This window comes from Vibrio mytili, assembly GCF_000830505.1.
Classification (GTDB): Bacteria; Pseudomonadota; Gammaproteobacteria; order Enterobacterales; family Vibrionaceae; genus Vibrio; species Vibrio mytili.
In genome coordinates, this window is record NZ_JXOK01000090.1 from 1 (window position 1) to 22,245 (window position 22,245).

General features: G+C 43.0%; 21 protein-coding genes and 2 pseudogenes. 7 read left to right on the top strand and 16 right to left on the bottom strand.

Annotation, left to right across the window (positions count from 1 at the left end):
- Positions 1 to 131: 131 nt before the first annotated feature.
- Positions 132 to 746, top strand: coding sequence for a zinc ribbon domain-containing protein (locus SU60_RS20605; protein ID WP_041157167.1), 615 nt, complete (start codon positions 132 to 134; stop codon positions 744 to 746).
- A gap of 28 nt (positions 747 to 774) precedes the next feature.
- Here SU60_RS20605 and SU60_RS20610 read toward each other — a convergent pair whose 3' ends face one another.
- Complete coding sequence (locus tag SU60_RS20610) at positions 775 to 1,731, bottom strand: IS110 family RNA-guided transposase (protein WP_041157168.1); 957 nt, start codon at positions 1,729 to 1,731, stop codon at positions 775 to 777.
- Positions 1,732 to 2,200: 469 nt separating this feature from the next.
- On the opposite strand from SU60_RS20610, the gene SU60_RS20615 reads away from it, so the two are divergent.
- Positions 2,201 to 2,887: a DUF4336 domain-containing protein gene (locus tag SU60_RS20615; protein ID WP_041157169.1), complete on the top strand. Its 687-nt coding sequence runs from the start codon at positions 2,201 to 2,203 to the stop codon at positions 2,885 to 2,887.
- A gap of 380 nt (positions 2,888 to 3,267) precedes the next feature.
- Positions 3,268 to 4,488 (top strand): ammonium transporter, encoded by a 1,221-nt coding sequence (locus SU60_RS20620; protein ID WP_041157170.1) that lies wholly within the window; start codon positions 3,268 to 3,270, stop codon positions 4,486 to 4,488.
- A gap of 104 nt (positions 4,489 to 4,592) precedes the next feature.
- On the opposite strand, the gene SU60_RS22060 is transcribed toward SU60_RS20620, so the two are convergent.
- Positions 4,593 to 4,766 (bottom strand): hypothetical protein, encoded by a 174-nt coding sequence (locus SU60_RS22060; RefSeq protein ID WP_164833060.1) that lies wholly within the window; start codon positions 4,764 to 4,766, stop codon positions 4,593 to 4,595.
- A 173-nt stretch (positions 4,767 to 4,939) separates the two neighbouring features.
- On the opposite strand from SU60_RS22060, the gene cobB reads away from it, so the two are divergent.
- On the top strand, positions 4,940 to 5,677 hold the full coding sequence (cobB, locus tag SU60_RS20625; protein WP_041157171.1) for a Sir2 family NAD+-dependent deacetylase: 738 nt from the start codon (positions 4,940 to 4,942) through the stop codon (positions 5,675 to 5,677).
- Positions 5,678 to 5,790: 113 nt separating this feature from the next.
- Here cobB and SU60_RS20630 read toward each other — a convergent pair whose 3' ends face one another.
- The 4 genes from SU60_RS20630 to potA form a co-directional block, all read right to left on the bottom strand.
- Positions 5,791 to 6,828, bottom strand: coding sequence for an extracellular solute-binding protein (locus tag SU60_RS20630; protein WP_041157172.1), 1,038 nt, complete (start codon positions 6,826 to 6,828; stop codon positions 5,791 to 5,793).
- A 267-nt stretch (positions 6,829 to 7,095) separates the two neighbouring features.
- Complete coding sequence (gene potC / locus SU60_RS20635; RefSeq protein WP_041157173.1) at positions 7,096 to 7,866, bottom strand: spermidine/putrescine ABC transporter permease PotC; 771 nt, start codon at positions 7,864 to 7,866, stop codon at positions 7,096 to 7,098.
- Positions 7,866 to 8,726: a spermidine/putrescine ABC transporter permease PotB gene (gene potB / locus SU60_RS20640; RefSeq protein ID WP_041157174.1), complete on the bottom strand. Its 861-nt coding sequence runs from the start codon at positions 8,724 to 8,726 to the stop codon at positions 7,866 to 7,868. Before potB ends, potC begins: the two co-directional genes overlap by 1 nt.
- Positions 8,707 to 9,876 (bottom strand): spermidine/putrescine ABC transporter ATP-binding protein PotA, encoded by a 1,170-nt coding sequence (gene potA, locus SU60_RS20645; RefSeq protein ID WP_209419730.1) that lies wholly within the window; start codon positions 9,874 to 9,876, stop codon positions 8,707 to 8,709. Before potA ends, potB begins: the two co-directional genes overlap by 20 nt.
- A 343-nt stretch (positions 9,877 to 10,219) precedes the next feature.
- On the opposite strand from potA, the gene SU60_RS20650 reads away from it, so the two are divergent.
- The 3 genes from SU60_RS20650 (at position 10,220) to ttcA (ending at position 12,835) form a co-directional block, all read left to right on the top strand.
- Positions 10,220 to 11,032 (top strand): DUF2189 domain-containing protein, encoded by an 813-nt coding sequence (locus tag SU60_RS20650; RefSeq protein ID WP_041157175.1) that lies wholly within the window; start codon positions 10,220 to 10,222, stop codon positions 11,030 to 11,032.
- Between the two features lie 21 nt (positions 11,033 to 11,053).
- Positions 11,054 to 11,713 (top strand): DUF2987 domain-containing protein, encoded by a 660-nt coding sequence (locus tag SU60_RS20655; RefSeq protein ID WP_041157176.1) that lies wholly within the window; start codon positions 11,054 to 11,056, stop codon positions 11,711 to 11,713.
- A gap of 228 nt (positions 11,714 to 11,941) precedes the next feature.
- Complete coding sequence (gene ttcA, locus SU60_RS20660) at positions 11,942 to 12,835, top strand: tRNA 2-thiocytidine(32) synthetase TtcA (protein ID WP_041157177.1); 894 nt, start codon at positions 11,942 to 11,944, stop codon at positions 12,833 to 12,835.
- Between the two features lie 127 nt (positions 12,836 to 12,962).
- Here the strand turns inward: ttcA and uspE are convergent, their stop codons facing one another.
- The 10 genes and pseudogenes from uspE to ccoN all read right to left on the bottom strand — a co-directional run bounded on the left by uspE (position 12,963) and on the right by ccoN (position 21,977).
- Positions 12,963 to 13,916 (bottom strand): universal stress protein UspE, encoded by a 954-nt coding sequence (gene uspE, locus SU60_RS20665; RefSeq protein WP_041157178.1) that lies wholly within the window; start codon positions 13,914 to 13,916, stop codon positions 12,963 to 12,965.
- Positions 13,917 to 14,095: 179 nt separating this feature from the next.
- Entirely contained in the window at positions 14,096 to 14,842 is a 747-nt protein-coding gene (locus tag SU60_RS20670; protein ID WP_041157179.1) for a fumarate/nitrate reduction transcriptional regulator Fnr, read from the bottom strand.
- Positions 14,843 to 14,932: 90 nt separating this feature from the next.
- Positions 14,933 to 15,610 carry a sulfite exporter TauE/SafE family protein gene (locus tag SU60_RS20675; protein WP_041157180.1) on the bottom strand — a complete coding sequence of 226 codons (678 nt, stop codon included), beginning with the start codon at positions 15,608 to 15,610 and terminating at the stop codon, positions 14,933 to 14,935.
- Positions 15,611 to 15,619: 9 nt separating this feature from the next.
- Positions 15,620 to 15,784, bottom strand: coding sequence for a cbb3-type cytochrome oxidase assembly protein CcoS (gene ccoS, locus SU60_RS20680; protein WP_041157181.1), 165 nt, complete (start codon positions 15,782 to 15,784; stop codon positions 15,620 to 15,622).
- Positions 15,785 to 15,794: 10 nt separating this feature from the next.
- Positions 15,795 to 18,175 (bottom strand): annotated as a pseudogene (locus SU60_RS20685) (heavy metal translocating P-type ATPase).
- 4 nt (positions 18,176 to 18,179) lie between these two features.
- Positions 18,180 to 18,656: a FixH family protein gene (locus tag SU60_RS20690; protein WP_041157182.1), complete on the bottom strand. Its 477-nt coding sequence runs from the start codon at positions 18,654 to 18,656 to the stop codon at positions 18,180 to 18,182.
- Positions 18,657 to 18,759: 103 nt separating this feature from the next.
- A complete protein-coding gene (gene ccoP, locus SU60_RS20695) occupies positions 18,760 to 19,734 on the bottom strand; it encodes a cytochrome-c oxidase, cbb3-type subunit III (protein ID WP_041157183.1) in 975 nt (324 codons plus the stop codon).
- Positions 19,734 to 19,906: pseudogene (locus SU60_RS20700) on the bottom strand (cbb3-type cytochrome oxidase subunit 3). The gene ccoP and the pseudogene SU60_RS20700 overlap by 1 nt, the downstream one beginning before the upstream one ends.
- A 9-nt stretch (positions 19,907 to 19,915) precedes the next feature.
- Positions 19,916 to 20,536: a cytochrome-c oxidase, cbb3-type subunit II gene (gene ccoO, locus SU60_RS20705; protein WP_041157184.1), complete on the bottom strand. Its 621-nt coding sequence runs from the start codon at positions 20,534 to 20,536 to the stop codon at positions 19,916 to 19,918.
- A gap of 13 nt (positions 20,537 to 20,549) precedes the next feature.
- The gene (ccoN, locus tag SU60_RS20710; RefSeq protein WP_041157185.1) at positions 20,550 to 21,977 is read right to left on the bottom strand and encodes a cytochrome-c oxidase, cbb3-type subunit I; all 1,428 of its coding nucleotides are present in this window, start codon (positions 21,975 to 21,977) and stop codon (positions 20,550 to 20,552) included.
- Positions 21,978 to 22,245 lie beyond the last annotated feature (268 nt).

A 22,245-nucleotide genomic window follows, 5' to 3' on the forward strand; every position in this document is an offset into this window, starting at 1 on the left:
CTGTTCAAGAGGGATTCGCAACGCGTGGCATTTTTACTGTGCGTTGATTTAAGTGATTAAGGTGGTATGCGGCAGCTTCAGTATTGCGCTGCTCACCCCTTAACAGGGCGTTAAATTTACAAGGAGGTAATGTGTACTGTAAAAAATGTGGTAATGAAGTTGAAGAAACGGATCATTTTTGCTCTAAATGTGGTTCAAAACTATCAGGTGAAAGCCAAAGCGCTAGTGGCGATGGCAGTGTTAACATTGCAGGAGCCAATAAAATAGATAATAGCAATATCCATATAGGTGATATTTATGAAAACTCCCCTGATGGCGAAACCGCCTATATTGATAGAACTTACGTTAAGAGATTTGAACTTGCAGGTTCACAAGTAAAAGCATCATGGTTTACATTTTCGGGAGCTGTTGGTTTTTTAGGAAGTCTCGCTTCAATTTTTAGCTTATGGGCTACAAATTGGCAATACGTCGGACTTCTGATTTTTGCGTTGAGTTTTAGTCTTTTGATGTTTGGTTTAACGCTAAAACGTATTAGGTTCGTGAGATTACCTATAACAAAGTACAATTTGGAAGCTAACGTGGATGGGTTAGTTTTTATAACCAAAGTTGAAGGCGCATGTCCTAAATGTGATGGCAAGTTAGAACTTGTAGACATAAAAGTGGCGCAAGACACAACGAAAACATTTGTTAGATGTAACAGGTATGGGAAGCATATTTGGGAGTTTGACCCAACGGTGCTCAAGTAAATTTAACAAACGACTATGGCGTCAATAGCTAATTTTTCGCTATGTTCTCATCCCACATGACGCCATCTCTTAACATAGAATTTAGTATCACAACCATCTTGCGAACGCAGGCTATGATGGCAACTTTTTTAGGTTTTCCAGTAGCAACAAGACGAGTATAAGTCGCTTTAAATATTGGATTACATTGCATGGCAGACATCATAGCCATGTATAAAACTGTCCGTACTTGTGCACGTCCACCTTGGATTACTCGCTTGCCCTTGTAGCGCCCACTTTCTCTCGTTATTGGGGCAACGCCAATGAGAGAAGCAGCTTGCTTATTGGTGATGTAACCTAACTCAGGCACATTACTGATTATCGATGCCGCAGCGATGTTTCCGATGCCTGGAACACTTTGTAATAATGTATTTTTAGCCTGATATTCAGGGCTATTTTCAATAAGCTTCACGAGTTTATCTTCGATTTTTACCACCTGGTTTTTGATTGCTGTCAGGATAGGTTTTAACGTCGAATGTAACGATTTAGGCAGGATCTGGATTCGGTTTTTCTCCATCGTCTGCATGGATAACAGTTGGTTTCTTCGGATGACTAAGTCACTCATTAGTCGAATGTTTTCAGCTTTGATTAAGGTAAGCTCAGGTTTTATGGCTTCGGCATAATGAGCAATTAACTCAGCATCAAGTCGGTCATTTTTAGCTCTACGTCCAATGGCACCAGCAAAGCGCTTGATATGAACGGGGTTGGCACGAACGATAGGAAGTTTTGCTTCCGCACATGCTAAGACGAATGGCATTTCTAAGCGACCGGTTGCTTCAATCACGACTCTATCAGGTGAGTGCTTTTGGATGGTATGTACTGCACTTTTTATCCCTTTCTCAGTGTTCTCGACAGAGAAAAAGAGTTCAATAGGTCTTATATGGATATCTAATTGTGCTTTGCCAGTATCAACACCAACGTAGATATTTTGATTCATTTTTGTATTCATAATAAGCTAACTCATGCTTGCGTAATGCGGGTTCGAGACCCAGTCGACTATTCGAGGTTTATGCTTGGAGTCCTATGTAGCGTTCATGTTTGTTATCGGTCTCTCAACAGAGGAGCCAGCGTTTAAACGAACTACTACATGGAAAGCTTTAGTTGCAGCTAAAGCCTGGGTCTCACATTACCCGAAACTGGTCGATTTAGAGGGATAATTTCCCATACAATAAGTTTAAGAGCGCTTCCGTACTTGAGCGGACGTTAGGCGAATAGGGCGTGCATCGTGAATGTTTCGCTATCTTTGCTCTACGGAGTAGCATCTGCTTCTTATTGGTTTTGTTGTCTTCGAACCAAGTTGAAGGATGAATAAGAAGGGAAGGTTCAAAGAGCATTCAGGTATTTGAAAGTGATTCGGCACACGAGGCATTTTTAAAATACGTTGCTTTTGTGAATATGTTAGTAAGTTGGTGGGGAACATGAGAAAGTTAGCAGATGAAATATGGATCTTTGATGGTGAGCCAGTACAGTTCTTAGGGTTACCTTTTTCCACGCGAATGACCGTGGTCCGGCTTTCTAGTGGAGATTTGTGGGTTCACAGTCCGATTAAACTATCTGAGTCGATTACAGAGCAAGTAAACAGTCTCGGCCGCGTTAAGTACTTAATTGCTCCCAACCATTTACACCATTTGTTCTTAGCTGAATGGATGACTGCTTATCCTGACGCTGAAGCCTACGGCACAAACGAGGTCATGAAAAAGCGTCGTGATATCACTTTTGATGGTTCACTAAATGGTTCGCACGGCTATCCTTGGGGATCAGACATTGAACAAGAGCTGTTTTCTGGATCTCCTTTAATGGAAGAGTGTGTGTTTTTCCATAACCGTTCCAGTACGTTAATTGTGACGGATCTCGTGGAGAACTTTTCAGGTCAAGATTTTAACTATTGGCAACGGTTTGTGGCGAAAGGGGTGGGCATACTTGCTCCCAATGGGAAAACCCCACTGGACTGGCGTTTAAGCTTTATGTTTGGAAAAGAAGACGCGCGGAAACACCTCAGTAGATTGTTGTCTTGGAACCCACAGATATTGATCATGGCGCACGGTGAAATCGTCAATGAGAATGCTGATAAGTTCTTAAAAAAATCCTTTAAATGGTTATTATGATTCGACCTTTATAAAGCTACAGAAATTCAGCGTTCGTTGTGCAAGCAACCATAAAAACGACATTTCTTTTGCACTTTGTTAGTGAATTTGTTGCGTATATGTAGTGTATTTTTCATCAAATATAACATTGTGGTGCGCATTAAAATGGTGCGTACACACCTATATGGTGCAACTTATATAATCCTTCCGAAATAGCAACTTATCCACTCTCCCCTATAAAATTATAAATATCAATAACTTGAGTTATTTAAATTCAGGTTTGTATTTTTGGAATACAAATTGCTGTGCTAGGTGCTTTATAAGTTTGATTCACCAATATGGTGATGGTTTGATTTAACTGCACAGGATAAGTGCGCATTACACTAACGGAGACAAACATAATGAGTGTCACTGCCGAACAGGTACATGGCGTTGTACAAACTCTCACACAGAGTTCTAACACTCTCTTTTTATTGCTGGGTGCTATCATGGTTTTTTTGATGCACGCGGGTTTCGCATTTCTAGAAGTCGGAACCGTGCGCCAAAAGAACCAAGTTAATGCCTTAGTTAAAATCCTCGCCGATTTTGGTATTTCGGCTATCGCGTACTTTTTTATTGGTTATTGGGTCGCGTACGGAGGCACCTTTTTTGCTGATGCTCAGACGCTATCTCAAGGTAACGGCTATGAGCTAGTGAAATTCTTCTTCTTACTGACCTTTGCTGCTGCCATTCCAGCGATTGTATCGGGCGGTATTGCGGAAAGGGCACGCTTTTATCCCATTCTGATCGCAACGTTCTTCACCGTGGGTATCGTTTATCCTCTTTTTGAAGGGATCATTTGGAACGGAAACTTCGGCATACAAGCGTGGTTCGAAAGCAGCTTTGGCGTTGGTTTCCACGATTTCGCTGGCTCTGTTGTCGTGCATGGTGTCGGCGGTTGGATTGCATTAGTTGCTGTTGTTTTCCTAGGCATGCGTAAAGGTCGTATACGTGCAGGTAAACACACTAACTTCGCGCCTTCAAACATTCCATTTTTGGCATTAGGCGCTTGGATTCTGTGTGTTGGCTGGTTTGGTTTCAATGTCATGTCTGCGCAAACGCTAGATGGTATCAGCGGCCTAGTGGCAATCAACTCATTGATGGCGATGGTCGGTGGGATTGTAGCGTCGCTCTTGGCGGGTAAAAATGACCCTGGCTTTATCCATAACGGTCCTTTGGCTGGCCTGGTTGCTGTCTGTGCGGGGTCTGACCTTATGCATCCAATCGGTGCGTTGGTTACAGGAGCGATTGCAGGTGTGCTGTTCGTATACCTTTTCACATATCTACAAAACAAAACCAAAATTGATGATGTGTTGGGTGTTTGGCCTCTACATGGTATTTGTGGTGCTTGGGGTGGTATTGCGGCCGGAATTTTTGGGCAAAGTGCGCTCGGCGGTATTGGTGGCGTAAGCCTGACGGTACAAGTTTTGGGAACGCTACTCGGAATTTCGATTGCGGTTCTTGGTGCTTTAGTCGTCTATGGCGCGATTAATGCAGTCACTGGCATAAGACTCTCTGAAGAAGACGAGTTTAACGGTGCTGACTTGGCCATTCATAAGATTTCGTCAACCAACGAAGATTAATCCGCCTGAATAGTAATAAGGCCTGTCGATTCAAAGGTCCACAGGCCTTATTACACTTAGTAAAAGAGCGGTTCTTAAACCGCTCTTTTTTGTTGGGAGGTAAATTAACAATTACCTTTTTTCGCTTGCCCTGGTGGGCAAAAGTCACCGTGGCCGTGATGACCGTCGTCGTTGGTCCCAACTCTCACTTTAACGTCATCAAACTCACCTTCAACGTTGGTTAACTGACAACCTGCTAACGTCGTTAATAACATCAGTGCTATTAATACTCGTGCCATTTCTGCTCCTCAAAAATTTATCGTTTTAATAATATTTATACGATTTGAATTCACAATCCAGATTAACGATAAGCCGTGATTATTTGAATTGAATACGACCATGGTCTAATCCATATTACTATTGTTGCTATTCGTTCAGTGTTAAGCTTATGAAAAAATAGCAAGGATAGGTTATGAATTTCCCCTATAGAAATATTGTAGTACTTACTGGGGCTGGTATTTCGGCGGAGTCTGGTATTCAAACGTTTCGAGCTCAGGATGGCCTATGGGAGAACCACCGCATTGAAGATGTGGCAACGCCAGAAGGGTTTGAGCGCGATCCAGACCTTGTGCAAGACTTTTACAATCAACGACGTAAAAAACTGCAGGATGCGTCTATTCAACCGAATGCCGCCCACCTTGCTCTTGGACGCCTAGAGTCAGAGCTGGAAGGTAAAGTCACCGTCATTACTCAAAACATCGATAACTTGCATGAAAGAGGTGGAAGTCACAATGTGATTCACATGCATGGCGAATTGTTAAAAGCACGATGCAGCGAGTCGAATCAAGTCATTGAACATACTGATGATATTCTCACTGGTGAGTTATGTCACTGTTGCCAAATCCCTTCCCAGATGAGGCCACATATCGTTTGGTTTGGCGAAATGCCTTTGCGTATGGGGGATATCTATGCCGCGCTTGAAGAAGCCGACTTGTTTATCTCTATCGGTACATCAGGGGTCGTTTATCCTGCTGCTGGGTTTGTACACGATGCTAAAATGCACGGTGCACATACGATCGAAATCAATCTAGAACCCAGTGCGGTCGAAAGTGAATTTGAAGAAAAGCGCTATGGGAAAGCCAGCATCGAAGTGCCGAAGCTTGTTGATGAAATACTCGCGTTGGAACCAAATACCAAACACAGTAAATGATAAACGTTGATGCATAAAAAAAGCGGCTATTCTGCCGCTTTTTATTGTAATTACTGGTCTTAGCATTTCATTTTAGTTGATTACTAACCATTGATCTTAAGCAAGTAATTAACTTAATTTCCGACTTTCAGTTTCTGGAAGTACTCGTCGTAGATCACGCTTGCTTCGCCAACTTCGTCTTGCCAAGTACCGCTGTCCATCACTTCTTGAGGAGGGAACACGTTAGTATCGTTAACGAATTCTTTAGGAAGTAGATCGTATGCTGATTTGACTGGTGTTGGGTAGCCAACTTCTAAAGCAATTTTTGCTGCGTTTTCAGGACGAAGAAGGAAGTTAATCATCTTATGTGCAGCTTCGATATTCTTAGCGCCCGCTGGAATCGCTAAACTGTCCATCCAGAAAATCGTGCCTTTTTCTGGCCAAATTATCTCGATATTTGCGCCTTCATGACGAGCCATGTAAGCCGAACCATTCCAAAGCATGCCTAGTGACACTTCACCAGCAAGATATGGGTTAGCAGGGAAGTCAGAGTTAAACACTAATACGTTTGGCATTAATTTTTTCAATTCTTCGTAGGCTGCTTTGATCTCATCTGGGTTTGTTGTATTAGGGGAATAGCCTAGTTTTGTTAAGGCAATATGGAAGACTTCACGAGAGTCATCCATCAACATTAGTTGGCCTTCCCATTTGCTGTCCCACAAATCATCCCATTTAGTCACAGTAGACTTATCAAGCATGTCAGAATTAATGCCGATACCTGTCGCGCCCCAAATATAAGGGATAGAGTAGTTATTACTTGGATCAAACGGTTTGTTTAAAAAGTTAGGATCAAGATCAGCAAAGTGGCTTAATTTGGATTTGTCTATCTTTTGAAGCATGCCTTCTTTACGCATCTTAGAAACAAAGTAGGTTGAAGGAACGACCAAATCATAACCAGAGCCTTGAGTTTTCAATTTTGCGTACATGCTTTCATTGGACTCGTACGTAGAGTAGATGACTTTGATCCCAGTCTCTTTCGTAAAGTCTTCTAGCACATCACTTGGGATGTATTCGGACCAGTTATAGAAGTACAGTTCTTCATCTGCTGCCATGGCAGGAGTTGCAATAAGCGTCGCTGCACACAAGGCACTTGCGTAGAATTTACTTTTCATTTGTTTTCCGTTCTGTTTGGCAATTGGACAGAGCAATACTAGATAATGCGATAGCATTGAGCCAATGCGCGATAAGTACAATCCTGTTTATTTGAACTCAATGTTTTCATGTGGGCGAGGAGACCACCGACTCTATGCCCAACTGAGTAAATAAACTTAGCAAGACATAATTATATCAGTCTATTACAAAAATAGGCAGCGGATCGCTGCCTATTTCTATGTGATGTAAAGATTTCTCAGTGATATATCGAGGGATTCAACCGACGGTTATTTCACCTTTTCTCTTGCAAGTAGTTGGGATATAACTACGAGAACCAAGGATACAACTAACATAACGGTTGCCAGTGCGTTGACTTCCGGTGAGATGCCGACTTTCACCATCGAATATATCTTCAATGGCAGAATTTCATAGGTTGGCCCGGTCACAAATGAACTGATAATCACATCATCCAGAGAAAGAGTGAAACTCAGTAACCAACCAGCCGCGACGGCAGGTTTTGCTAATGGCAATATGATTTGTTTCAAGATAACCCATTCACTCGCTCCGAGGTCTTTAGCGGCTTCGAGCATTTTCACATCAAAACCATTTAACCGGCTATATACTGTCACGACAACAAATGGCAAACAGAATGTGATATGTGCAATCAACAACGTAAAGAAGCCAAGTTGCGCGCCTAAAACGAGGAAAAGAGCCAGTAACGAGATCGCCATAACAATGTCTGGAGACATCATAACAACAAACAACATACCATTTACCGCGCCTTTGCCTTTAAACGTATAACGGAATAGGGCCACAGCGGTTAAACTACCAATAATGGTTGCAGCCGATGCAGAAAACACAGCAACGTTTAACGAATGCCACGCCGCCTGCATGAGGCTGTCGTTGTTCACCAGCGCGGTATACCATTTAGTGGTGAAGCCACCCCATTTCATGCCGAACTTATTGTCGTTAAATGAGTTTACAATTAACACAATGATCGGCAGATAGAGAAACGCATACACTAATGTCATAAAGCTAAATCGAATCGTGCGTCCCATCAGTCTAGCTCCACTTTTCTGTTCAATAGTTTTCCTGCTCTGTAATAGGCATAAAGCATAATCGCCATCGCGATGGTTAGTGCAATACTGGTCGCGGCCCCAAATGGCCAATCGCGTGCATTTAGCACTTGGCTCTTAATCACGTTACCGATCAGCAGGTTTTTCGCGCCACCAAGTAGATCTGAGATGTAAAACATGCCTAAAGCGGGTAACAGAACCAACAAACAACCACCGATGATGCCCGGCATTGTCAGCGGCAAAATGACTTTAGTCAGAGTTTGCAGCTTATTCGCGCCTAAGTCTTTAGCGGCTTCGATGTAGGTGTGATCCAGCTTTTCTATCGCCGAATAAAGCGGCAAAATCATAAACGGCAACAAGATATACACAAGACCGATCATCACAGCGGTTTCGGTATACATAATTCGCAACGGTTTATCTATAATGTCCAATGACATCAAAGACTTGTTTAGAATTCCTTGAGTACCAAGCACTATCTTCAGTCCGTATGTTCGGATCAGAGAATTGGTCCAAAATGGCACGATAACCAAAAACAGCATAAATGGACGCCATTTCTCCGGCATTTTTGCCACAATGTAGGCAAAAGGATAACCAATGACCAAACACAACACGGTAGCGACGATCGCCATATAGAAAGAGTGCATCAGCACTTTTGCGTATAAGGGATCAAACAAGCGCACGTAGTTGTCCAATGTAAAAGTCAACTCGATAAGGTTGGCTTCATCACGTGTCAAAAAGCTCGTGCCAATGATCATTATGTTTGGCACTAAAACAAATAGAGTTAACCACCCAACGACAAGTGTGATGATCGCGTTTTGAAGGCTAATCTTCTTGCTTATCATTGAGGACTACCTCCCAGCTCTCTACCCAAGTAATCGCCACTTTCTGCCCGATAGAGTGGTCCACATCAGGATCATCCTCGTTAAAGAATTCACTGACCATAACTCGCATGCCAGACTCGAGTTCGATAACAGAGTCAAGTGTCATGCCTTTATAGGTACGTTCAGTGACGTGACCAACAATGCCTTTTTCTTCTGATTCTTTGATCTCTTCGATACGCAGGTCTTCAGGACGAAGTAAGACTTGCAACTTGTCGCCTTTTTGCGCTGGCTTATCGTAGTACACGACAGATTCAACACCTTCGATCTCCGCGCGAATGCGTTTCTCATCAATTCGCTCGCTCATGATCGCGTTGAACACATTGATTTCACCAATAAAGCGCGCAACGAACAAGTTTTTCGGCTCTTCGTAGATTTCACGTGGGGAGCCATCTTGCTCTACAATACCGTCACGCATGACAATAATGCGATCAGACATTGATAACGCTTCTTCCTGATCGTGTGTCACAAAAATGAACGTGATGCCAAGTTGGCGTTGAAGCTGTTTTAGCTCGATCTGCATTTGTTTACGTAACTTGTAATCTAACGCAGACAACGACTCGTCTAACAACAAAACTTTAGGCTTGTTAACCACCGCGCGAGCAATAGCAATACGTTGCTGCTGCCCACCAGAAAGCTGATGGGGCTTACGTTGCGCCATTTGATCCAGACGAACCATACGCAGCGCCTCCAAAACTCGAGGTTCAATATCCGCGGTAGGCACTTTTTGCATGCGTAAGCCAAATGCCACATTCTCAAATACGGTCATGTGAGGAAATAGGGCGTAACTTTGAAATACCGTATTGACGTGTCTTTGTTCGGCAGGAATCTCTGTTACATCTTGGTCATCTAATACTATCTGGCCGTTATTAGCGGTTTCAAAACCTGCAATCATGCGCAAAACGGTTGTTTTACCACATCCTGAGGGGCCAAGAATTGTTAAAAATTCGCCATGATTCACATCGAGATTTAAATTGCTGATGATCTCTTTATCATCAAAACTCTTACTGATACCAGATAAACGAATAACTGGCTTTCCTGCTTGCTGTTTAGCTTTCAACGTCTGTTTTTCTCCCACGTTCAATTCGGGTTTACGCCAATTGATGTTAATCATCCACTGGTGTCGCGCGAATCATAATCACCAATATTGTGAAATCAAAGCAATTTTTCATTCATAGACTGAAAAAAATTTGCAGGTAAAAGGCATCATTACTTACCATACTGTTTTTATAGAAATTATTCTTCTACAAAGAAAGTTCAGACGGCTTGTGTTGTAGGTAACAATTGTTTTCAATTTCATGCTCTTGTAAGAGGTCAATTATCAACCATATGACTAATTTTGCAAGGATATGGCCTGTGTTGTGACTTTAGATAAAACAAGATTTCATTATAATGACGGCTATACGAATTTTCTGGTAAACCAGTGAATAAATTTGCAAGTTAATCTTGGATAACATATGAACAACGATTTCGAACAAGATGTCAATCTGGGTGGTAGTATTGAGCGCGCATTATCGGGCGACTATAAGTTAAAGGCTGGTGCGGTTTTCAACGAAGCTTTTCGTACCACAGTGCAACACTTCCTATCATTTTCTCCTGCTATTATTGTATTACTTGTTGTTCAAGTCGGTATTTTTTATATCGCACTACAACTGCAGTTGGGTGACCCAAGCGTTATCTTAGATGCCTTCCAGAATCCTGATTCGTTTAACAATGATATTGTTTCAGCGATATACATCGCCAACTTTAGCTACGAGGTCATCAGTGCCCCAATTTATGCAGGCATCTGTTTGATGGCGATGAGCCATGTCGCGGGTTTAAAAACCACACTCAGTCACGTTGGAAAAGGGTTACAGTTTACCGTTCCCGTCATCATTGCTACGTTGTTCAGCCTTGTACTGCAAGGTTTAGTTGGCATGATTCTCGCGCCACTTTCTTTGTATCTTTCGTTAGCGTTCAGCCATTCGATTCTGTTAATTTGTGAAAAGAAAGTGTCACCGATGCAATCTCTTTTACTGTCTCTAAGGGCAGTCAATAAGAAAATTTTCGTTGTGGCTATTCTCTATTTAGGCGTCATGTTTATGTTTATTGCCGCAGCGATGTTTTATGGTATTGGGCTCATTTTTGTATTGCCGTTTTTATTCCACTTAAAAGGCATTCTGTATCGAGAAATGTTTGGTATTAAAGTGAGAGTTGTTACCAAGAAAAATGATCACGATAACGACAGCAGCAACAACGATGGTGGAAACTCGCAAGTATTTGACGCATAAGCCTAGGACAAATCAAATAAAATGAAAAAGTTAAGTGTCAGCATGTTAACGGGTTTAGCGTTAATGCTATCAGCGCCTTCAATACATGCTCAAGAATATATGTTTACGTATTCAAAACTGTACACCCAGTTGAAAAATAACATCAAGGAAGGGCATGACGATGTAAAAGTTGGTGTCTTCTTCGTGGATGCGACAACAAAGCAGTTATGCGAGATTGAAAAGGCATGGATGGAAAAAGAGGAGCACTACGAAGAATTTGCCATTCCAGCTTCAAAAGAGCTTCCACTGCCTGTTGATAAGAACCTAAAGTCGGCCAATCCATTGGTATTTGTTCATACGCCAAAAGACACGCGCTGTGACTATTCATTGGTCGTTATGACCAAAGAGCCTTTGCAAGGAAGCGTGACTTACGATCAACTTAAGCCGCTTATGCCTCAAATGCAAAGCATGTTAGAAGACTTAGGTGGTATGTTCGCGAGCTGGTTTACTCCAGAAGTGCAGGGCGTCACGCTCGAGTTTGCCAATCAACTTAATGGTGTGATTTCGTTTTCTGACGGAACAGAAAAACCGATCGTAAACGGTAAAGTCCAAGTCGCTTTAGCAGAAATTGGTGAAGGGGGTTATATGCGCCTGCCTGAGCCAACCATGCGAGTTTTGCCATATCTTCCAAACGCTAAATAAAACAGAACCACCAATCGAAGAGTCGCGGCATTAAACCGCGGCTTTTTTGTTCTTGATAGATTTCCTGTGGGTACTGTTTGTTGTAACAGTACAGATAAACGGGATTTCTACGTTTTCAATACAGACAAACATTTAATCCTGAGCGAAAAGACCGTATAATCCACGCCCCAAAGAAAACCACGTTAGGAAGTCCTACTGTCGAGCCTATCGACAATGTGAGAGCCCGCAATGAACCAGAAAGATACAAGAAAAGAAACCCTTGAATTCAACAAACTTCAGAAACGTTTGAGAAGACATGTTGGAAATGCCATTACTGATTACAACATGATTGAAGAAGGTGATGTTGTCATGGCATGTATAAGTGGTGGTAAAGACTCATTTGCGATGCTTGATATCCTACTGAATCTTCAGAAGGCCGCACCAATAAAATTTGATGTTGTGGCGGTCAACTTAGATCAGAAACAACCTGGCTTCCCAGAGCATATTCTGCCAGATTACTTTGAAACGTTGGATATTCCTTACTACATCGTAGACAAGGACACATACTCTGTTGTTAAAGAGAAAGTGCCAGAAGGTAAAACGACCTGCGGTCTATGCTCACGTCTTCGCCGTGGTACGCTTTATTCTTTCGCTGAAAAGATTGGTGCGACTAAGTTGGCGCTGGGCCACCATATGGATGATATCGTTGAAACGATGTTCTTGAACATGTTCCATGGCTCACGTTTGAAAGCAATGCCACCTAAACTGCGCTCTGATGACGGTCGTAACGTCGTTATTCGTCCATTAACTTACTGCCGTGAAAAGGATCTAATCCGTTACGCAGAGCATAAAAACTTCCCAATTATTCCATGTAACCTTTGTGGTTCTCAAGAAAACTTGCAACGCCAATCGATCAAAGCAATGCTGATTGAATGGGATAAGAAAACACCAGGACGCGTAGAGGCTATCTTTAAATCAATCCAAAATGTCAGTCCAAGTCAGCTTGCGGATCGTGATCTTTTTGATTTTGAAAACCTGCCTCTTGACCGAGAAGGGAACCGCGAACAATACGAGTTTAGTGAAGCTGTGGTTTCATCGACGAATATAGACGAGTCAATGTTTATCGATGTAACGAATATCTAAGCAGTGAAAAACTGAAAAGGAGGCATCATATGCCTCCTTTTTTTACCTATATATTTACCTCTCAACACAAGTTTGTCATAACCAGTCTCAAGAGGTGCGTGACTAAAGCTAAGTCTCGTGACTAAAGCTAGGTCGCAGTGCTTGGATCTAACGGGCTAATGTAGCCGTTAGGTTTCAACGCTAAAACATCACAATTGATTTTGTCGATTACGTGCTCTGCTGTATTGCCAATAAATACCGCAGAAAGCCCGGTACGGCCGGTTGTCCCCAAGATCACCATCGCAGCTTCCAAGCGGTCAACAGCTTCTGGGATGACGTCTTCTGGTAAACCTTGCTCGACAATAGTTTGCTCTTCATCCAACCCGTGTTTCTGGCGCAGTGCTTTCATCGCCGTCAAATGATGTCCTCGAACAGCATCAGTGTACGTCGTTGGATCGAACTCTGGCAATTCTATGGTGATATTAGCTGGCGTCACAGGGTAGGCGTTAACAATATATGGATCAGCATCTAAACGATTGCACATTTCTTTCAGACGTTCGACCATTGTGTCATTGAGATCGATATGGGTAGGGTTTTCTGAGCCAACATGCACTGAAGCGAGAATGGTTGCTTTCTCTGGCCAATTGGCGTTTTTAATCAGGAGCACCGGAATAGGGCATTTACGTAACAAATGCCAGTCAGTTGGTGTGAAGATAACCGATTCTAGTACATCGTGTTTACGCGTTCCTTTTATCAATAAGTCGTGACCGCCAGAGAAAACTTCAGCGATGATCGCTTCATAAGGACGATTGTGCCAGACCACACAAATATCGAAATCAAATTCAAAATCTTGATCTAAGTATGGTTGAGCAATTTTGCGCATCCATTGCTCTCTTTGATGAATAACCCCACGACGCATTGCATCTCTTTCATCCACTGACAACATGGAAGTCATGTCATATGAGAAATCATAAATGGATAAAAAGAAAGTGATTCGGCTTTTTGACACACTTTTTCGAGCCAGTTGAACCGCTCTTGCAAGTGCTGGTTGCTCATCGTTATTAATGTCGGCAACGACAATAATCTTACTGTATATACTCATAACTAAGCCCACTTATATTGCGAAACCGATTACTGAACATAAGATAAATCAGTGTATTGGAATACTTACCGTATAAATTTACTTTAGCTTAGTTTGAGGAAGTTTTAGAGGACTTTCGAAGGGATTTTATGAGAAATATGATGTGGCTCATTTCTAGAGCCACATCTTAATTTATTGGGTTAATCTTTAGTTACACCTGCGAGTTCCATCAATGCATCGTGGTCTAAGATAGTGATATATTTGCCTTTTACGCTAAGAATCTCAGACTTCTGGAATCGACCAAGTAGACGGCTGATGGTTTCGACTGTCAAACCTAAATAGTTACCGATATCACCACGTGTCATCGTTAAACGGAACTCTCTTGGGCTAAAGCCACGCTGAGAAAAACGTGTTGATAGGTTAAATAGGAAAGCAGCAAGACGCTCTTCGGCATTCTTCTTTGAAAGAAGCAGGATCATTTCTTGATCGCCTTTGATTTCGTTACTCATCAAACGCATGATTTGCTGGCGAAGTTTAGGCATTTTACCCGATAAGTCGTCCAGTATTTCGTATGGAATTTCACATACCATAGACGTTTCGAGTGCTTGAGCAAAACTAGGGTGAGCGTCACCAGTAATTGCATCAAAACCTACAAGATCACCTGCCAAATGAAAAGCTGTAATCTGCTCGTCACCTTGCTCTGTAATCGTATAACTCTTAATCGTACCGGAACGGATTGCGTACAAAGATTTAAGCTCATCACCCGCTTTAAAAAGCTCTTGTCCTTTCTGAATAGGCTTTTTACGCTCGATGATTTGGTCCAACTGGTCCAGTTCCGCCTCATTTAGAGTGAACGGGATACAAAGTTGGCTGATGCTACAATCTTGGCAATGAATGGCACAACCGCCTGATTGGATACGCTTTGTTGCAGGTTTTTCAGAAATCATAATAACCTTTCACTATTTGATATACATCAATATTTTAACACTGGTTAATCCTAAAGGGTAGTAAAAATGTTAAGACAATAGAGTTTTAAGTTATATGAAACCAAGTGCTTTCATAGACCCAAATGCCGTGTAAACACCATAAAAGATGAGGATTAATGCAGCTATATTTCGGAATATTAATGAATTTTGCAATTTTTGAAAGTAGCGAGCGCCGTACCCTATAGCAAGCATAGAAGGTAGAGTGCCGATCCCAAAAGCAAGCATTACAAGCCCACCATTAATGGCGCTACCAGATACCACAGACCATGTAAGTGCAGAGTACACCAAGCCACAAGGTAGCCACCCCCATACAAAACCAAACGGTAACGCATGGAACGCACTTTTCAATGGTAGTAATTTTTTACCCGCAGGCGAGATAAACTTCCAGACGTACTGACCAACGCTCTCAACAATCAGCAGTCCTTGCCACCACTTCGCAATGTAAAGCGCGACCATTACCATGAAAATAGCGGCAATAAAGCGCAGCCATGCTAGCGGCTGTGTTAGGCCACTGACTTCTGACAAGCTTGATACCGTCCCTCCAACCAGTGCTCCAAGGAACGCGTAACTGGTCAGTCTACCAAGGTTGTAAAGTAGGGGGATGAAACGTGCGCCTTTGGTTTTTGTTGAGCCCATAGAAAGTAATGAAGCAATACCGCCACACATACCCATACAGTGGCCAGAACCAACAAGGCCGATCATTAATGCGCCAATAAAGTCTGGATTCATAAAAGTGTACTACGAGTCTTTATCTTTAGACTGCTCGTCTTCATCGAGTAAGATGTTATGCCCTTGGCGTTCAAGGTCTTCAAACTGGTCACTTTTTACCGCCCAGAGAAAAATAGCGACAGCAACGCACACAAGAACGATAGCGATTGGAATTAAAATGTAGATACTTTCCATGTTTGCTTCTCTAATTATTCTCTTTTAGCTTGTTTTCTTTTAGCAAGCGGAGAGAGTTGGACACGACAATAATTGAACTTGCAGACATGCCAACCACTGCAATATACGGAGCAACAAGACCTGCGACCGCTAAAGGCAAAATTAACAGGTTATAACCTAAAGACCAAGCCAAGTTTTCGCGGATGATTTTTCTTGTACGCAGTGCCAGTGAGCGAGCTTCAAGTAGTTTGTCTAAGTTGTCGCTCAACAACGTCATATCTGCAGAGGCTTTAGCAACATCGGTCCCACCGCCCATAGCGACAGAAAGGTGAGCGCCTGCAAGAGTTGGTGCATCGTTTATACCATCGCCAACCATCATCGATATATCATTGCTATCTAACTCTTTAGATAGGCAAGCTTATCTTCAGGTTTAGCAGAAGCAACAATGTGCTCAATGCCGACTTCCTCGGCGACTGGCTTAGCGTTTTGAATTGAATCACCCGTTAACAACGTAGTTTTTATGCCTGCATCAGCAAAGCGCTGGATAAAGTCACGGCTTTCTTTACGAATAGGGTCTCTATAATAAAATGTTGCTACGTGATTGGTGTCTACCGACAAATACACGGCGTTGCTCTCGTCGCGGGTTTGATTCAGTACAAAAGGGGCGTTACCTATTTTAACGAGCTTATCTTGCCAGTATCCTTCTACACCAGAACCAATCACGTTCTGGACATCAGAAATCGTCACCTTGTCCTTGATGTATGAAGAAAAAGCACGGGCAATCGGGTGGTTGGCGTGAGATTCTAGCGCTGCAGCCAGAGCAAGACAGTCTTCTTCGGACATATTCGTTGTCAGTTCGGTATGACTAATTTCGATATCGCCTTTTGTTAACGTCCCCGTTTTGTCGACAACGAGATGATTAACCTTACATAACGTCTCAAAAACATGTCCTTTACGTAAAAGAATGCCAAAATTACCCATGCGTGAGGTTGCACAAGTTAGTGCGGTTGGTGTTGCTAACGAAAGCGCACAAGGGCAGGTTGCAACCAAAACCGACAACATAATCCAAAACGCATCATCTGGCTTAGTCTGATGCCAGTAAAGCCAGGTACCCGCTGAAATGATTAGAATCGCACCAACAAAATATCGCGCTACGACATCTGCAATCTCGGCAATTTTTGGCTTTGAATGTTGTGCTTCATCTTGCAAACGCACGATGTTAGATATAACGGAATCCGCTTTCGAGTTGGTCACTTCAAGCTCAAAAGATTCCTCTCCATTCAGCGTTCCTGCATAGACGGCATCGCCGCACTTTTTGGCGACGTGGACCGACTCACCGGTTAGCATAGATTCATCAATGTGAATACGTCCTGAAAGCACCGTTCCATCCGCGGGGATATGTTCTCCAGGCAATACGCGAATACGATCACCGACTTTCAACGTTTTAACTGGGATTTGTTCACCATCTAACGTTGTCGCCATTGCTGGAATGAGTTTTAAAAGGTTACCGCTGGCTGCTGCCGCTTTTCGTCTTGCTCGCATTTCTAAAAAACGTCCGACAAGCAAGAAGAAGGTGAACATAGAGATTGATTCGAAGAATACTTCACCTTGCTCGGTAACGGTTGCTACCAAGCTGGCGACATACGCAAACAACAGAGCAATCGAAACTGGGACATCCATCCCCAATGTTCGTCCTTTGATACTACGCCAAGCGTTCAAGTAAAAAGGAAAGGCAGAATACAGTAGAACGGGGGTTGCAAATATCAGGCTAACCCAACGAAAGTAGTTTTTAAATTCTGGCTCTAAATCTCCGAATACTTCGAGGTACAATGCAACGGCAAGCATCATCACTTGCATCGTGGCCAAGCCTGCGATACCCAATCGATAAAGGTACTGCTTCATCATTTGGTGATAAGACGCTTCTTGCTTATCAGCTTCAAAAGGGGCGGCTTTGTAGCCCAATTTATGGATAACTGATAACAGTTCACTTAGCTTAACTTGCGTTTTATCCCAAGCAAGTAAAGCACGGTTCGTTGTAGTATTAACTCGAATCGAAACCAAGCCTTGGGTGTGAGACACTTGTTTTTCGATTAACCATGCGCAAGCAGCACAAGAGACACCTTCGAGAGAGAGCGTCACTTCTGACACATTTTCTCGATTGCGCACAAATTCTGATTGCACATCTTCATTGTCGTAATGAATGAGAGCTTGAAGTTGCTCTGGGACTAAATCCGCTTTTTCTGCAGGGGCGGTTCGATATTGATAATAGGAAACAAGACCACTATCAACGATGGTTTGTGCGACGGTTTTACAACCAGGGCAGCACATCTCACGAACTTCGCCCAGTATTTCTACTTTATAATCCGTGTTTTCTGGTACATCTTCACCACAGTGGTAACAGGATTGCGTCATAGCGTTACTTCATCAAATCGATTGAAACGGCTGGAAACTCAATTTTGCCTTGAAGCATCCATTGTTTGTCGTGGGGCTCAAGTTCAACAAACCAAGGTCCTTGAATAGATTCGTCAGCCGTTAAACGGTAATTGCCCGATGCATCGGCTGTAATAAGTTTAGAAAAGTCACGATCAGGGAGAGTGCGGTGAGTAAATGTCGCGAGCAAAGCCGGGTAATGGGATAACTCACCTTTATCAAATTTAACCACTATGCTGTTATTTTTTGAAGAAAGGACCGCGTGCAAACCAAGGTCACGTGCGACATTCATTTTACTGATGTCTACGTTTATCCCTTTGCCTTTTTTATAGTAATCCTCAGCAACTAAAGACACGGAGTTTTTCGAAAAAACGATAACGGTTATGACTGTCCATACGACTACCGTAAGAGGTAGGATTATTAGGAACCACGGCCAAAACTGTTTATACCAAGGCTTTACCATAAAAAAGTTCTCAACAGCTAAATGAAAATGTAAGGCTTTAAATTTAAAGGAAAGACAGCCCCTAAGAAAGGGGCTGTTATTGATATGTTACTTAATGTCTCAGTTATTTATTCTCGGAGTTGCTTAAGCTCCAGACGTAGGAAGCAACAAGCTGAACTTTGTCTTCGCCCAGAATATCCTTCCATGCAGGCATGACGCCAGAACGACCGTTCATTACTGTTTCAGTAACCGCTGCGCGCGAATCACCAAACAGCCAGTCTTGGTCGGTTAGGTCAGGAGCACCAACTGCAGGGTTACCTTTACCGTCTGTACCGTGACATGCTGCACACACCACAAAGCGCGCTTTACCAGCCGCCGCTTCACGTGCGTTGACCTTACGTCCTGATAGGCTAAGTGCATAACTTACAACTTCTTGAACACCTTGCTCGCCAAGCGCATCTTTCCATGCCGGCATTTGACCAATGCGACCATGTAAAATGGTTGTCACTATTGCTTCAGGCTCACCACCATATAGCCACGCATCGTCAGTCAGGTTAGGGAACCCTGTTTGACCACGGGCATCAGATCCATGACATTGTGAACAGTTTTGTAAGAACAAACGCTGACCTACCTTCAACGCTTCGGGATCCTTAGCAATCTCAGGGATAGGGCGTAAACCATTTTCATTATGCGCAAGTGCACGGAAAGCTTCACCAAAGTAGGCGTCAGCATCGTCTAATTCTTTTGCATATTGGTCAAGTTGCTTGTTTTGTTGTGCCGCCGCAATCGCTTGTTGCGACTCTTCCAGTGAACGAACCGTTTGGTTCGAACTCTGCCAATTCAAGAAGCCTTTAAAGCTACCTAAACCAGGGAAGAGAGCAAGGTAAATGGCTGAAAACACAAATGTGCTTACAAACAGGTAAGTCCACCACTTTGGCAGCGGGTTATTTAGTTCGCGAATACCATCGTACTCGTGACCCATGTCTTCCCCTTCCTCGACGCCCATTTTATCTTTTGCGCACCAAGTAAGGAGAATTGCACAGCCCACTAGCGTACCGATAGTAATCACGATAATCCAGAGACTCCAGAATGTAGTCATTACTTCTTCACTCCTTGGTTATTAGGGGTCGTTTGTTCTTCGTCAGCAAAGATTAGGTTGCATCTTCTTCAAAACGCGCTTTACGTTTTTTGCTAAATGCCCACCATACAATGCCGATAAAACTAGCGAAGAGCACAACGGTATAAATACTATGAATCGTACCGTAATCCATATATCCCCCTTACTTCATTGCATGACCAAGAGACTGAAGGTAAGCGATGAGTGCATCCATCTCTGTTTTACCTTCTACTTCTTTAGCCGCATTCGCGATTTGTTCATCTTCATATGGAACGCCGAACTGGTCACGGAACAACTCTAGTTTTTTCTGTGTCAGTTTGCCGTCCAATACATTCTCAGCCAGCCATGGGAAACCAGGCATGTTTGATTCTGGAACAAGCTCACGAGGATCCATTAAGTGAACACGATGCCATTCGTCAGAGTAACGGCCGCCAACGCGAGCCAAATCTGGACCAGTACGCTTCGAACCCCAAAGGAATGGATGTTCCCAAACACTTTCGCCAGCAACAGAGTAGTGGCCGTAACGTTCTGTTTCAGAACGGAAAGGACGAACCATTTGACTGTGACAAACGCTACAGCCTTCACGGATGTAGATATCACGGCCTTCCATTTCTAATGGCGTATAAGCACGTAGGTTTTCTACAGGCTCAGTGGTTTGCTTTTGAAACAGAAGCGGAGTGATTTCAACAAGCGCGCCCCAACTGATAGCAAAAACGATGAAAATAGCCAACAAACCGACATTACGTTCTAGAAATTCATGGCGATTATTAGAATTATTACTCATTCTTTAAATCTCCTTATGCCGGATGAGGAATAGCCTTAAGGCTTTCCTTTGGCGCAGTAACCGTTTTGTACGTGTTGTATGCCATTAGCAGCATACCTGATAGGAAGATTAAACCGCCTAGGAAACGCACAAAGTAGAATGGGTATGACGCCTCTACGGATTCAACAAAGCTGTAAGTTAACGTACCGTCAGAGTTAACTGCACGCCACATCAGACCTTGCATTACACCAGAGATCCACATTGCCACGATATAAAACACAGTACCGATAGTCGCTAACCAGAAGTGCACATTGACTAGACCAACCGAGTACATACGCTCTTGCCCAAACAGACGAGGAACTAGGTGGTAGATCGAACCAATAGACACCATAGCAACCCAACCTAACGCGCCAGAGTGCACGTGACCAATCGTCCAGTCAGTATAGTGTGACAATGCGTTAACCGTCTTAATCGCCATCATTGGGCCTTCAAAGGTAGACATACCATAGAATGAAAGAGACACAATTAGGAAACGTAGGATAGGGTCGTAGCGAAGTTTATGCCAAGCCCCAGAGAGCGTCATAATACCGTTAATCATGCCACCCCAAGATGGCGCAAATAGAACTAGCGACATGACCATGCCCAAAGACTGAGTCCAGTCTGGTAGCGCGGTATAGTGAAGGTGGTGCGGACCTGCCCAAATATAAAGAGAAATCAATGCCCAAAAGTGAACGATCGATAAACGGTAGGAATAAACAGGACGCTCAGCTTGTTTAGGAACGAAGTAATACATCATACCAAGGAAACCAGCTGTAAGCAGGAAACCAACGGCGTTATGCCCGTACCACCACTGTACCATTGCATCCACAGCTCCCGAGTAAATCGAATACGATTTAGTTAGAGAGACAGGGACTGCCATACTGTTCACAATATGCAGAACCGCGACAGTGATAATAAACGCGCCGAAGAACCAGTTTGCCACATAAATGTGGGAGGTTTTGCGCTTCACCAGCGTTCCAAAAAACACCACTGCGTAAGACACCCATACTATCGCGATTGCGATATCTATAGGCCATTCTAGTTCAGCGTACTCTTTAGAGGTGGTCATCCCCATAGGTAGAGTAATCGCTGCGGCTAAAATTATTAATTGCCATCCCCAAAAGGTGAAGGCAACGAGTGGGCCACCAAAAAGACGTGTTTGACAAGTACGCTGAACAACATAATAAGATGTTGCGAACAGGGCACTCGTACCAAACGCGAAAATTACCGCATTAGTATGCAGTGGACGTAAACGACTGTACGTCAACCACGGCGTATCAAAGTTTAGCTGTGGCCAAACTAGTTGAGCGGCAATCAAAACACCAACAGACATACCGACTATACCCCACAAGATGGTCACGAGGGTAAATTGACGAACGACTGTATAGTTGTAGTTTTGTTCAAGCTGCTGTACTTGGCTCATTTGCATGCTTCCAATTTCTAATTAACTACACTTTACTTCCAACACGACTTGCGTCGTAACACCACCCAAGCAAACTTTAGAATTTAAGTGTTATCATCACTTTATTTTCTATTACTTACTTTATAAAAAGTGGTATTTTCAAAGGCTAACTATACTTGAGTTAACAATTCAATGACAGGTTAGTAACCTTATTAAGGCTTGAGAACGCCTTTTTTATCTCAAAAGTTTGAAGTTTGTAACAAGGATATTCGGAAATTATGCCCGAATT